This is a genomic window from Sphingopyxis sp. RIFCSPHIGHO2_12_FULL_65_19, from assembly GCF_001830555.1.
In the GTDB taxonomy this organism is placed as follows: Bacteria; Pseudomonadota; Alphaproteobacteria; order Sphingomonadales; family Sphingomonadaceae; genus Sphingopyxis.
On the sequence record NZ_MIAM01000070.1, the window covers coordinates 1 to 12,008 of the forward strand.

The 12,008-nt window shown below is 63.2% G+C and carries 14 protein-coding genes; 4 read left to right on the forward strand and 10 right to left on the reverse strand.

All coding sequences use genetic code 11. From position 1 onward, the window contains the following. Positions 1-180: 180 nt before the first annotated feature. Genes A3E77_RS18915 through A3E77_RS18945 form a run of 7 tightly spaced genes read right to left on the reverse strand, consistent with a single transcriptional unit; the run spans position 181 to position 5,625 of the window. A complete protein-coding gene (locus tag A3E77_RS18915; RefSeq protein WP_293649072.1) occupies positions 181-774 on the reverse strand; it encodes a VOC family protein in 594 nt (197 codons plus the stop codon). A 19-nt stretch (positions 775-793) separates the two neighbouring features. After that, positions 794-1,411, reverse strand: coding sequence for a glutathione S-transferase family protein (locus A3E77_RS18920; protein ID WP_293649075.1), 618 nt, complete (start codon positions 1,409-1,411; stop codon positions 794-796). A 47-nt stretch (positions 1,412-1,458) separates the two neighbouring features. After that, complete coding sequence (locus A3E77_RS18925; protein WP_293649078.1) at positions 1,459-2,373, reverse strand: SMP-30/gluconolactonase/LRE family protein; 915 nt, start codon at positions 2,371-2,373, stop codon at positions 1,459-1,461. Between the two features lie 9 nt (positions 2,374-2,382). Beyond that, positions 2,383-3,030: a carboxymuconolactone decarboxylase family protein gene (locus tag A3E77_RS18930; RefSeq protein WP_293649081.1), complete on the reverse strand. Its 648-nt coding sequence runs from the start codon at positions 3,028-3,030 to the stop codon at positions 2,383-2,385. A 10-nt stretch (positions 3,031-3,040) separates the two neighbouring features. Continuing rightward, positions 3,041-3,436 (reverse strand): nuclear transport factor 2 family protein, encoded by a 396-nt coding sequence (locus tag A3E77_RS18935; protein ID WP_293649084.1) that lies wholly within the window; start codon positions 3,434-3,436, stop codon positions 3,041-3,043. 9 nt (positions 3,437-3,445) lie between these two features. Next, positions 3,446-4,333, reverse strand: a complete 888-nt coding sequence (locus tag A3E77_RS18940) for an SDR family NAD(P)-dependent oxidoreductase (RefSeq protein ID WP_293649087.1) — start codon at positions 4,331-4,333, stop codon at positions 3,446-3,448. Next, on the reverse strand, positions 4,330-5,625 hold the full coding sequence (locus A3E77_RS18945; RefSeq protein ID WP_293649090.1) for a spinster family MFS transporter: 1,296 nt from the start codon (positions 5,623-5,625) through the stop codon (positions 4,330-4,332). The genes A3E77_RS18940 and A3E77_RS18945 overlap by 4 nt, the downstream gene beginning before the upstream one ends. Before the next feature lie 107 nt (positions 5,626-5,732). Here A3E77_RS18945 and A3E77_RS18950 point away from each other — a divergent pair, with 107 nt between their 5' ends. Beyond that, positions 5,733-6,500, forward strand: a complete 768-nt coding sequence (locus tag A3E77_RS18950; protein ID WP_293649093.1) for an SDR family NAD(P)-dependent oxidoreductase — start codon at positions 5,733-5,735, stop codon at positions 6,498-6,500. 31 nt (positions 6,501-6,531) lie between these two features. On the opposite strand, the gene A3E77_RS18955 is transcribed toward A3E77_RS18950, so the two are convergent. Both A3E77_RS18955 and A3E77_RS18960 read right to left on the reverse strand, forming a co-directional pair. After that, a complete protein-coding gene (locus A3E77_RS18955) occupies positions 6,532-7,242 on the reverse strand; it encodes a glutathione S-transferase N-terminal domain-containing protein (RefSeq protein ID WP_293649096.1) in 711 nt (236 codons plus the stop codon). 102 nt (positions 7,243-7,344) lie between these two features. Continuing rightward, positions 7,345-9,597: a TonB-dependent receptor gene (locus tag A3E77_RS18960; RefSeq protein ID WP_293649099.1), complete on the reverse strand. Its 2,253-nt coding sequence runs from the start codon at positions 9,595-9,597 to the stop codon at positions 7,345-7,347. Between the two features lie 121 nt (positions 9,598-9,718). Here A3E77_RS18960 and A3E77_RS18965 point away from each other — a divergent pair, with 121 nt between their 5' ends. Next, entirely contained in the window at positions 9,719-10,225 is a 507-nt protein-coding gene (locus tag A3E77_RS18965; protein ID WP_293649102.1) for a DUF3237 domain-containing protein, read from the forward strand. Continuing rightward, on the forward strand, positions 10,225-10,950 hold the full coding sequence (locus tag A3E77_RS18970) for a glutathione binding-like protein (RefSeq protein ID WP_293649105.1): 726 nt from the start codon (positions 10,225-10,227) through the stop codon (positions 10,948-10,950). Before A3E77_RS18965 ends, A3E77_RS18970 begins: the two co-directional genes overlap by 1 nt. A 53-nt stretch (positions 10,951-11,003) precedes the next feature. Here A3E77_RS18970 and A3E77_RS18975 read toward each other — a convergent pair whose 3' ends face one another. After that, a complete protein-coding gene (locus A3E77_RS18975) occupies positions 11,004-11,657 on the reverse strand; it encodes a hydrolase (protein ID WP_293649108.1) in 654 nt (217 codons plus the stop codon). A 149-nt stretch (positions 11,658-11,806) separates the two neighbouring features. Here A3E77_RS18975 and A3E77_RS18980 point away from each other — a divergent pair. Continuing rightward, positions 11,807-12,008, forward strand: a 202-nt coding sequence (locus A3E77_RS18980) for a LysR family transcriptional regulator (protein WP_293649111.1), incomplete at its 3' end; no start/stop codon positions are given.

Here is a 12,008-nt window from a genome sequence, read left to right on the forward strand (position 1 = left end):
GCCGCAACGTCGCGCCAATAGCCCCTCCGTCAGCGCTGCGCGCTGCCACCTCCCCATCGCAAGTCGATGGGGAGGATCTTATGTCCACAACCGGTCGCTTCCGGCCGTCCCCATCCCCGCAAAAAAGAACCCGGCCAAAGGCCGGGTCCAGGAGGAGTTCCCAGTGGATTGTGGGGGAATTTATTCGGCAGGCACCGGGTTGCGGCCGGTGATGAAGCCTTCGCGTTTCGTGCCATCGGCCTGCACCGGATCGTGTGCGACGTCGCGTTCGTCAAATTCCTTGGTCCATGCCGCAAATTCCAGGCAGACGCCGTCGGGGTCGAAGAAATAGACCGAGCGGACGAAGACGCCGGGGTGCAGTTCAGCCGACGCCTGCATCGGGCTGTCGTCGTGGTTGAGCACCGGGGTCACTTCTATGCCTTTGTCGATCAGTCGCTGGTAATAATCATCGAACTTGTCGGCGCGGACGTTGATCGCGATATGGTTCATCGACCCGTGCGCCGATACGAAGCTGCCCCGTGTCGGCAGCGCGGCAGGGGCCGAGATGCCGGGGACGGCCTCGGGCGCATCGGGGAACCAGAAAAAGGCGAGACTGTCGCCATTGCCGATGTCAAAGAAGAAATGCTGGCCGCGCCCGCCCGGCAGGTCGATCGTCTTGGTCAGCGGCATGCCCAGCGTGTCGCGATAAAATTCGACCGTCTTTGCCATGTCCTTGCACACGAGCGCGAGGTGATTGACCCCGCAAAACTCGAATTCGCTATTCGGTGTAGCCATCATCCGTCTCCTTAGATTTTCAGTTCGCCACCGCGCTGGCGCGGCTTTTCATCCGATCGTACCAGCGCGATATATGGGTTGCGGCGGGGTCGATCGGCTGGCCGACCGATGCGCCGAAATCGAGGAATGCGAAGAGCATGACGTCGGCGAGGCTCAGCGTGTCGCTCGCGATGAAAGCGCGTCCCGCGATCTGTCCGTCGAGCCATTTGATTCCGTCCTGCGCGGTCGCTTTCAGCCCCGGCGCCGCTTCGGGAAGGCAGCGCAGCCGCGGCTCGAACAGGGGCAGGCCTTCGGCAAAGCGGAAGCCGTTGGTCAACGGTTCGCAAATCTTCAGGTCGACGCGGCGTGTCCACATGCGCGTGCGCGCGCGTTCTTCGGCGGTGCGGCCGATCAGTGCGGGTTCGGGAAAACGCTCTTCGAGATATTCGCAGATGGCAGTGACCTCGCAAAGCGTGGCGCCGTCGTCGAGTTGCAGTGCCGGGGTCTGCCCGGCGGGGTTCACGTCGACATTATAGGGCGCCCGCCGGTTTTCTCCTCCGCGCAGGTCGACGGTGACCTCGGGGATCTCGATACCCTTTTCGGCCATGAACAGTTTCACGACGCGAGGGTTGGGGCCGACGCTGTTATAAAATTTCATCCTGTCCTCTCCCCATCTCATTATCATCTTGCGGCTTAACCGTCAACTTAGTTGACGGTTAAGCCGGGGCGCGGCCAGCGGACACGATAGAGTGTCCCCGTGGTCGATGCGGTGATATAGGCGTCACGTCGATCCGCACCGCCGAAGGCGATGTTGGTGATCCCGACATCGGGGAGCGGCAGGAACGCCGACCCGCCGCCGTCGGGGTCGAAGATCGTTATTCCACCTTCGACCATCGTGCCGACGCAGATGCGCCCGCTGTCTTCGATCGCCATGCTGTCCAGCAGGCGAAAGACCGGGGGCGTGCCGACGAAGCGGCCGGGCGCCCACGGAGGCGGGGGCGCCAGTTCACCGGGCGCGACTATCTCCATCGCCCATACTCGCGCGGTCATTGTCTCGCTGACATAGAGCGTCTTGCCGTCGGGCGAGAGGCCCACGCCGTTCGGCCCCATCATGTCGGCACGCTGGCGGGTGATCCGCGATCCGTCGGCGGCGGCGTGGTAGATCGCCCCATGGTCGCGGCCAGTGTCGCGCACCTGCCCGTGATCGGTGAACCAGAAACCGCCCAAGGCATCGAACACGATGTCGTTCGGGCCTTTCAGCCGCTCGCCCTCGACACTGTCGTAAAGCGTCGTCACCGCGCCGGTGGTCAGGTCGACGCGCTGGATCGATCCGCATGGGTCCGCATGCGCGGCGTGTCCGGGAAACAGCAGGCCGTCCGCTTCGGTCCACGCAAACCCGCCATTGTTGCAGACATAGGCGGCGCCGTCGGGACCGATCGCGAGCCCGTTCGGGCCGCCGCCGAGTTCGGCGACGACCGACAGACTGCCGTCGGGCGCGACGCGCGTCAGCGTTCCGCGCGCGATTTCGACAAGCAGCACCGACCCGTCGGCCATCGGCACCGGGCCTTCCGGGAAGCGAAGGCCCGTCGCAATCACTTCAGGCGCGCCGAAATCGCTCACCCGCCCGACTTACTCTTGCGTGGAGCGCGGCGCACTGAGGAAGTCGGCGGCGCTGAAGCCTTCGGGCGCCGCCACCTCGACGATCGGGTCCTCACGGGCGTCATATTCCATACGAAGCGCGCGGGTGATGACCGCGTGCATGTCGTAAAGACAGGTGATGTAGGTGAACTCGAAAATCTGCTCGTCATTCCAGAAGGTCTTGAGCTTGTCGAACACCTCCAGCGGCACACGTCCACCGGCCTGCGCAAGGCAATCGGCATAGGCCAGGACGGTGCGTTCCTTTTCGTCATAGCAATCGGCGACCTGCCAGTGGGCGATGGCAGCGATCTTCTCCTCGCTGACACCCAGGCCGCGAAGCGATTTGCAATGCTGCGAGAAAACGAACTGGCTGCCCTTCACCCAGCCCGCGCGCGTCTGGCCGAGTTCGCGCAGCACCGGATCGATCGTGCGCGCCGGGTTGCGATAGACGGCGAAGCCCTTGACCGCATGTTCAAATATGTCGGGCGACAGCGCGAACACCGTCCACCAGTCGCCGGGCGTGCCCGTCGCCGTGCCGGGCTCGGCGACCGGATCGCGATCGCCGAACAGGCGGTTGTAATAAGCGAGCACGGTTTCGTCGGTCACTTCGGACCGGGGGACCTGGCGCAGGACGGGCATGGACTTCTCCTCAGGCGTTCGCAAATTTACGGAATTCGGCGACGTGTGCGCTGTCGAAATATTCGTCGAGGCGCGTGATCTTGCCGTTCTCGACCTTGCAGATGATCGCGCAGGGCAGGCGGACTTCGCCGTCGTCGTGGACGCGGCGGCCCTTCAAGACATGCTGTTGCACGAAGCCGCCGGGGAAAGCCGTTAATCGGCGGTCGGCATATTCGCGGTTCTTGATCCGCGCGACCATGCCGGTCAGCGTCTGCGCGGTTTGCGCCGGGCTGACGATCAGTTCGTCGGTGTTGTGCCAGATTTCGGCGTCAGGCGTGAAGCTGCCTTGCATCGTTTCGATGTCGCCCGCCTCGATCGCGTCGAAAAATCGCTGTGCCATTTCGCGAATATCATTCTCTTCGGCCATGTCTCACTCCTATGCTTTCACGCCGAACATGCGGCCGCCGTTGGCGGCGATCAGCCCGTCGATATCGTCGCCCCGGTACGCCGGATCGGCCGACGGGCCGAAGGCTGCCAGCATGTCCTGCGTCACCAGTTCGGCCATCGCCTTCCATTCGGGGTGGGTGAATATCCAATATTCGCCCGCCTCGATCGCCTGCACGACACGCGCGCCGACCTTCGCAGGGTCCATGCCGCCCGCGAGCACGCCCTGCATCGCCTCGCTCGTTGCGGCGGCCTTGCCGACCTCCACCTCGACCGGGCGCAGGTCGCGCGTCGTTTCGACGATCCGGGTCGCCGACATGCCGGGCATCAGCACCGAGATGTCGACACAGCTTTCGGCGAGTTCGTTGCGCAGCGCCATCGCGATACCCAGCGTCGCATATTTCGAGCTGATATAGGCGACGGAGATCGGCGGCGGCACGATGGCGACCATCGACGATGTGATGACGAGATGGCCCGGTTCGCCCGATGCCTTCATATCGCCAAGGAAGGTGCGGCAGGCATAAAGATGCGCGTGCGCGTTGACGGCGTAGTTCCAGCGCCAGACGTCGGTGTCATATTGCTCGAACGGGCCTGATCCGCCGCCGACGCCGGCGTTGCTGAACAGGATGCGGACCGGACCGAAATCGCGCGCCTTCGCGCCTGCTTCGGCCCAACTATCCTCGCTGGTCACGTCGAGCTGGAGGCCGAGCGCATTGGCGCCCTCGCTGCGCAGCATGGCCGCAGCATTTTCGGCGCCCGCCGCGTCGATATCGGCAAGGATGACCGAGGCGCCCTTGGCCGTGAGCGCCCTTGCGGTGGCGAACCCGAGCCCGCTCGCACCGCCGGTAATGAAAGCCGTTTTGCCCGCGACATCGGTCATTCGGCGAAATCCTTTTCGAGATATCGCGTCATCCTATATTGCGCGATCCCGGCAGCGGCGGCGAAGGGCATCAGCGCCATCAGCGCCCAGCGCAGGCTGTCGACCCCGTGCGCGGCTTTCAGGGCGTCGCTGACGATCCCCGCGAACAGGGGGCCGAGGCCGAGGCCGACAATGTTGAACATCAGCATCAGCACGGCCGCCGCGGTCGCGCGGCTGCGCGGCGGGGTCAGGTTCTGCACGAGAGCGAGGGCGGGCGCGACATAGGCGGTGCAGGCCGCCATCGGGACCAGCATCAGCGCAAGTGAAAGCTGCCAGGTATCGACAAGCAATGCTGCGACAAAGGTCGGGATCAGCACCGCGGTCGCCAGCGCGGGGATTGTGCCGTAAGCGCGCGCCGACGTCTTGGCGCGGTGGCTGACGAGCCATCCGCCGCCGAGGATGCCGATGCCGAAGGTGATACCGGCGGCCGGGCCGAACCATGTCGCCATCGCGTCCAGCGGCATGTTCTGGGTGCGCATCAGAAAGGCGGGAATCCAGTTGAGCATCCCATAGCTGGTAAAGGCGGCAAGCCCGCTGCCGATCATCACCATGCGGAGCGACGGGCGGCGCCAGAACATCGCCAGGCTCTGTGAAAAAGGCAGGGCTTCGTCGGCGGGCCTGTGCGTATCCATTTGGCCGCGCGCAGGCTCGCGCACCAACCAGATCAGCAGGGGAGCGATGACGATGCCGACGATACCGATCACGATAAAGGCGTTGCGCCAGCCGATGTCGGCGGCCGCCCAGGCCCCGAAGGTGGCGCCGACGAACACGCCGAACGGACCGTTAAGCGTGAACAGGCCAATCGCCAGGGGGCGCCGTGCGGGAGGATAATAATCGGCGATGACCGACAGCGACGGCGCCGTGCCGCCCGCTTCGCCCGCGCCGACGCCAAAGCGCATCAGCGCGAGTTGCCAGAAATTCGACGCCATGCCGCACGCGGCGGTGAACCCGCTCCACACGACGCAGGCGATGCCGATCAGCTTCACGCGGTTCCAGCGGTCGGCGATCATCGCGACCGGCACCCCCATCGCCGCATAGAAGAGCGCGAAGGCAAGGCCGGTGAGCAGGCCGAATTGCGTGTCGCTGAAATCCATCTCGGCGCGGATCGGTTCGACCAGCACCGACAGGAGCTGGCGGTCGACGAAATTGATCGTGCCGACAATGAACAGCATGACAAGCGCAACATTGCGCCGCAGCGCGAGGCCGCCGTCGGGCGCCCCTGCACCGGCATGGAGGGTGGTGGCCTCTGTCATAACTCTCCCCAAAAACACGCGAGTCTTCTCGTCAAAAAATACTTAGGTATTTAAGTTTATCTGTCAATGTGCTTTACGGTAACGATAAAGCCGAGGGGAGAGAAGAGATGGATATCCAGGCGAAAACGGCGATCGTTACCGGGGCAGCGGGTGGTATCGGCCGCGCAAGCGCGGTGATGCTGGCGGCCCGCGGCGCGGCGGGGGTTGCGCTGGTCGACGTCAACGAAACGGCGATGGCAGAAACGGCTCGACTGGTCGAAGCGCACGGCGCGCGGGCCGAAACGTATCGGCTGGACCTATCGGACATTCCGGCGACCGAGGCCTGGTTCCGGGCGCATGGCGACGTCGACATCCTGCACAATAATGCCGGGGTCGTGTCAGGCCTGCCGCAATTTCCCGACGTCGACGCGGCGCGCCTGCGCTGGATCATTGATGTCAACATCACCTCGCTCGTCACCGCGACGCAGATCGCGGTGCAGGCGATGAAGCGGCGCGGCGGCGGGGTGATTGTCAACACGGTATCGACGGTCGCGCTGGGCACCGGATTCTATGACGCGATGTATGCGACGACCAAGGCGGCGGTGATGATGTTCACCCGTTGCTGCGCGCCGCTGAAGGACGAATATAATGTTCGTGTCGCGGGGATGCTGCCGGGTCTGGTCGACACCCCGATCCTCGACACGACGGGGGCGGGTGGCAAGTCGGATTGGATGAAGGCGGTTCTCGCGAACAACGAGGCGTGCCGGCCCGAAGATATTGCAGAGGGCGTTGCGACGCTGATCGAGGACGACGGGCTGGCTGGCGGCGACTGGCTCGCGGTGCGACGATTGGGCGGCAAAGTCGAATATCAGTGGGGGCACGCCGATACGATCTAGTCCCCACCCGCTTGCGGGAGGGGAGAAGAGGCTAACGCGTCGGTGCTTCCAGCATATTCTTGCCGAACAGATTGGACCATTGCTCCTCGGTCAGCACCGGGCGGGCGCTCGACAGATTCGCGGCATTCTTGACGTCGGTTCCGGCGATGACCGCAGGTCGCTCGCCGATCCGCGCAAACCAATCGGAGACCGCGGGATATTCGTCGAGCGTCAGGCCAATCGCACGGATGGCGCGCGTCCAGGGCCAGCATGCGATGTCGGCGATCGAATATTCCTCGGCCAGATAATCGGCTTCGCCAAGACGGCCGTTGAGGACATGGAGCAGGCGCAGGGTTTCGTTGCGATAGCGTTCGACCGGATAGGCCTGCCCCTCGGGCGCGTAGCGAATGAAGTGATGCGCCTGTCCCTGCATCGGCCCAAAGCTTGCCATCTGCCACATCAGCCATTGCTGCGCCTGGGCACGGCGCCGCGGATCGTCGGGCAGCAACTGGCCGCTCTTTTCCGTGAGATAGAGCAGGATCGCTCCGCTCTCGAACACCGGCAGCGGTGCGCCGCCGCCGAGCGGGTCATGGTCGACGATCGCGGGCAGGCGGCCGTTGGGGTTGATGCGTCGATATTCGGGGGTCAGATGGTCCCCCTCCAGCATATTCATTGCCAGCAACTGATGCGGCAGCCCCACTTCCTCCAGCATGATCGACACTTTGTGACCATTTGGTGTGGGCGTGAAATAGACGTCGATCATGTCGCGGGTCGCCTTTTCACACAGGTCACGACCGCGACTGCCGCTTGGCTGTCGAGCAAAGCGTCAATCGCGGCCGATCCCTGGGACATCGAAAAATCGGGCCTAAAACTTGATCCCGGCCTCGACCGAAATGTTGCGGGTGGGTTCCAGATACAGGATCGCGCGCGGCGTGGCCGTGATCGGCGACGGCAGGTTGAATGCACTGCCGATCGTTTTCTGGTTGGTCAGATTCTTGCCGACCAGCGCGACGTGCCAGCGATTGTCCTGGTCGGCAAGCTGGACGCGAAGGTCGAGCTTCACATAGCCGTCCTGCACCCCGAAGACGGGGCTCTGGTTGTCCGAGTTGAAATATTTGGACCGTCCCGATGCCACGCCGGTGACGTCGAGTTTCAAATCGTCCGACATGTCGAAGCGGGCGTGCGCTGTCACGCTGCCGGTCCATTTCGACGAATAGGCGACGGGGAAGCCGGCGAGATTGTTGTTAGCGATGCTCGCCGGGTCGGCCGGGTTGCACGTCCCGTCGGTAACCTGGACGGCAAGGCACGCGGCGCCCGGATAATCATTATATTTGATGTCCGAATAGGCGCCCGACGCGCTGATGTCGAAATTGGGGGTCGGGAAGATGCTGAGCGACCCTTCGATCCCCTTCGACGTCGCGCTGGCAGCATTGCCGGTCAGATAGCTCGACGTTTCGGGCCGGTAGACCGAGACCTGAAGATCCTTGAACTTCGTATGATAGGCGGAGACGTTGGCAACCACCTTGCCGTCGAACAGCGTCGATTTGATGCCCGCCTCGAAATTTTCCGACCGTTCGGGTTCAAAGGTGAAGGTGCTGTCGACGGTGCCAAGCGTGTTCGACACGAACCCACCCGATTTCGACCCACGGCCCCAGGTCGCATAGACCATGATGCGCGGCGCGATATCATATTGCAGCGTGACCGACGGGTCGACATTGCCTTCGCTGATCGATCCCGTCGCACTCGAGATCGGACGCAGCGCGAAGGGGCCGTAGACGAGACGCGACGCGAAATCGCCGTCCTTCTTGGTATGGCTGTAACGCAGGCTGCCGATGGCGCGGAAGGCGTCGCTGATGTTGACGGTCGCCTGGCCGAAGGCCGACCAGGATTCGGCCTTTTGCCGGAACAGGCTGTCGATGCGGCCGAAATAATTGAGCGCCGCAATGTTGAAGCCCTGATATTGCTCCAGCGTATAATCGGACTTGTCGTAATAGGCGCCGGCGATGAATTCGAGGGTCTTGCCCGTCGGCGAGAGGATGCGGATTTCCTGCGAAAACTGATCGAAGCGTTCGGGGAAGGCATTATAGACCGAATTCGGCACAAATGCGCCGCCGCTGTTCGGGATCGTCTGGTCGAACCCGTTGACGATCTTTGACTTGAACCAGCTGTAGCCGGTGACCGACGTCAGCGTAAAATCGCCGAGCGCGAGGTTGCCGACGCCCGACACCATCACCGACTTATTCTTGTTGCCTTCGTCACCGAGGGCCGACCGTTCAAGATAACGTGTCGTTTGCGGGTCTTGTCCGCTGGTCAGCGGGCTCGACACGGTGATGCCACCGATAACCGTCCGTTTTCCATATTCGACCTTGGCGGTGTAGTCGAAATTATCCGACGGCTCCCATTTCAGGGTCAGGCGCAGCAGTTGCGATTTGATTTCGGGATCGTCGTGGTCGGTCGCGCGATTGTAGATATAACCGTCCTGATTGACGATCTTGTACGCAAAACGTGCCCCCAATGTGTCCGTGATCGGCCCCGACAGATAGCCGGAGAAATCGGTGCCCTTATGATCGAAATTATAAAGGCCGGTGATCGCGCCCTCGAAATCCCGGGTCGGGCCGGCCGACACAACGCTGACGGCGCCCGCCGCGGTATTCTTGCCGAACAGCGCGCCCTGCGGACCGCGCAGCACTTCGACGCGCGCCAGATCGAAGAAGGGTGCCTGCGCCTGACGATTGCGCCCGGCGTAGATGCCGTCGACATAAAGCGAAACCGACTGGTCGAACGCAAAGTTGGCCGGCGGCGAGCCGAAGCCGCGGATGTAGATAACATCGTTGCCCGCGGTCGACTGGACAAAGACATTGGGCGTGTAGTTCATCACCGCCTTGATATCGCTGGTGTTGAATTCGGCGAGCTTGGCGCCGCTGACGACTTCCATCGAAATCGGCACGTCCTGAAGGCTCTGTTCGCGCTTTTGCGCGGTCACGATGATTTCGTTGGTGTTGCTGTCGTCGACGTCGGCCGTGTCGGCGGGTGCCGTCTGGGCCATCGCCGGAGCGATCGTGGCCAGCATCGCGATCGCCGCCACGCCGGACAGCAGGAACTGGTTATGCGCCTTCATCTTCACCCTCCCATAGAGCTTGTGTCGCGGTCCCGGAATGTCATCCGATCCGTCAATCTGATTGACCCTTAGTATACTAATGGTTTTATGCTTGTCCATAGGCTGGAAGAGGATTCGCATCATGAACGAAGAAAATGGGCAGGCGGCACCGGCGCCGCTCGCGACGCGTCATCTGTGCACCGTCGAATTCGAGGTTGGCGGCGGGATCATCGGGATCGGCGCGTCGCCGTTCGGCGACCAGCGCCTCGGCTATATCAGCGGGGGTCGATTTTTCGGACCTAGAATCAACGGTATAGTGTTACCGGGAGGCGGAAATTGGTCGCGTAGCGGACGGCTCGGCCGCGATGCTTCGGTCGGCACGTTCGATGCCCGTGCGGTGTGGCAGACCGACGACGGCGACCTCATCTATCTCAGCTACACCGGCCGCAATATCATTCCCGACGATGTGCGCGCGACCTTTGCCGATCCCGCGGCGCCCGACGCCGATCCGTCGCGCTATTATCTGCGAATCGCGCCGGTGTTTGAAACGGCGAGCGCGAAATATGGCTGGCTCAACGGCATACTCGCGGTGGGCGTGGGCGAACGCACCGATTTCGGGGTGCGCCATGTGATCCACGAGGTGTTGTGATGATCGAACTGCACTATTCGGCGACCCCGAACGGACAGAAGATCGCGATCATGCTGGAAGAGATCGGTGAGCCCTATCGCGTCATATCTTATGATATTTTCAACGGCGACCAGCTCACCGCGGCGTTCGGACGCATCAATCCGAACCACAAGCTGCCCGCGATCGTCGATCAGAACCCCGTCGGCGGTGGTATGCCGGTAACGGTGTTTGAATCGGGGGCAATCCTGCAATATCTGGCGGAAAAAAGCGGGTGTTTCCTGCCTGGGTCGGGTGCCGCGCGGGCGGCGGTGCTATCGTGGCTGACCTGGCAGGTCGCGGGACTCGGTCCGATGGGCGGGCAGGCCAGCCACTTCCTCCGCTACGCCCCGTCGGGGCAGGATTATGCGGTCGAACGCTATACGAAGGAATTGCAGCGCCTGCTCACCGTGCTCGAAAAGCGGCTGGAGAAAAGCGCCTATGTCGCCGGCGACGAATATAGCATCGCCGATATCGCGATCTGGCCGGGCCGCGCATCGGCTTTCGTCATGGGAATGGGGCTCGACGAATGGCCTGCGATGCGGGGGTGGTTCGAGCGGATCGGTGAGCGCCCGGCGGTCGCGCGCGCGATGGCGCGTGCGGACCTGAAGCCGCCGGCGAAATATGTCGGCCGCCACCAGACGCTCGACGACAAGCAATGGTCGAATATGTTCGGCGCCGCCAACCATGCGGCGGTGAAGGGCGATTGAAGGCGACGGCGCGCGAGAGGGTGCCGGGATCGGCGGATCCCGGCACCAACGGATCAGTCGGCCGCGCCGGGCACAGGTGTGTTGAGCAGCTGCTGTTCCCACAGATAGGCGATGCCGCTGCCCGCGGCGTGCTGGATGAGGACGTCGGTCAGTTCGGCGGCATGTTCGGTGCGCGCCCAATCGCGTTGCCATTCCGCCGCGAGGGCAAGCCACGTCATCATGTTCGCGCCCGCCGCGATCATGCGCTGGATCGCAACCTCATGCGCCTCGACCGATGTACCGCCCGACGCATCGGTGATGACCGTGACGTCCCAGCCTTCGCCGAGCGCCTGGATAACCGGCATCGCGACGCAGATTTCGGTCCAAAGGCCCGCGATGATCAGCTGCTTGCGGCCCGTCGCCTTCACCGCGTCGACGACTTTCCGGTCTTCCCACGTGTTGATGAAGGTGCGGTCGATCACCTCTTGGCCGGGGAACAGATCGGTGATCTGGGGAAAGATAAGGCCGCCGCGATCGGCGATCACGCTGGTCAGGATGGTGGGGACGCCGAACGCCTTCGCGGTTTTCGCGAGCGCGGCCGAATTATTGACCACGGCGTGCGGATCGTGGCTGTTCAGGTTTGCCAGCTGATAGGGCTGGTGATCGATCAGGACGAGGACCGAATCCTCGGGGCGAAGGAGCGACGCGAGGCCGTTGCGAAAAGTCATGATTATCCCTTGCTGTCGATAGAGTAAGGCATTGTGCCGGCAGGCCCGCGCGCTCGGCGACATGGTCTGCACAGGGGTATTGCCGTTCCCGAAGTCGATGCGGTAGTGTCGCCATCTGCCACACAGCGTCGCGGAATAAGGAACGGCTATTGGACATCGACGACCTGCGTACCTTTGTGGAAGTGGCCGACGCCGGGGGCGTGTCGCCCGCCGCGCGCCGGCTCGGCGTTTCCAAATCGATCGTCAGTCGGCGGCTATCGCGGCTCGAGGCGGAGCTGGGCGTCCAATTGCTCGCGCGATCGACGCGCGGCGCTGCGCTGACCGAAGCGGGCGCCATCTTCCGCGACCATG

Bases quoted from the DNA above. Each gene is read 5' to 3' on its own strand.
- A3E77_RS18915 (WP_293649072.1), bottom strand. From the start codon at position 774: ATGGCTACACCGAATAGCGAATTCGAGTTTTGCGGGGTCAATCACCTC.
- A3E77_RS18920 (WP_293649075.1), bottom strand. From the start codon at position 1,411: ATGAAATTTTATAACAGCGTCGGCCCCAACCCTCGCGTCGTGAAACTG.
- A3E77_RS18930 (WP_293649081.1), bottom strand. From the start codon at position 3,030: ATGCCCGTCCTGCGCCAGGTCCCCCGGTCCGAAGTGACCGACGAAACC.
- A3E77_RS18935 (WP_293649084.1), bottom strand. From the start codon at position 3,436: ATGGCCGAAGAGAATGATATTCGCGAAATGGCACAGCGATTTTTCGAC.
- A3E77_RS18940 (WP_293649087.1), bottom strand. From the start codon at position 4,333: ATGACCGATGTCGCGGGCAAAACGGCTTTCATTACCGGCGGTGCGAGC.
- A3E77_RS18945 (WP_293649090.1), bottom strand. From the start codon at position 5,625: ATGACAGAGGCCACCACCCTCCATGCCGGTGCAGGGGCGCCCGACGGC.
- A3E77_RS18950 (WP_293649093.1), top strand. From the start codon at position 5,733: ATGGATATCCAGGCGAAAACGGCGATCGTTACCGGGGCAGCGGGTGGT.
- A3E77_RS18955 (WP_293649096.1), bottom strand. From the start codon at position 7,242: ATGATCGACGTCTATTTCACGCCCACACCAAATGGTCACAAAGTGTCG.
- A3E77_RS18960 (WP_293649099.1), bottom strand. From the start codon at position 9,597: ATGAAGGCGCATAACCAGTTCCTGCTGTCCGGCGTGGCGGCGATCGCG.
- A3E77_RS18965 (WP_293649102.1), top strand. From the start codon at position 9,719: ATGAACGAAGAAAATGGGCAGGCGGCACCGGCGCCGCTCGCGACGCGT.
- A3E77_RS18970 (WP_293649105.1), top strand. From the start codon at position 10,225: ATGATCGAACTGCACTATTCGGCGACCCCGAACGGACAGAAGATCGCG.
- A3E77_RS18975 (WP_293649108.1), bottom strand. From the start codon at position 11,657: ATGACTTTTCGCAACGGCCTCGCGTCGCTCCTTCGCCCCGAGGATTCG.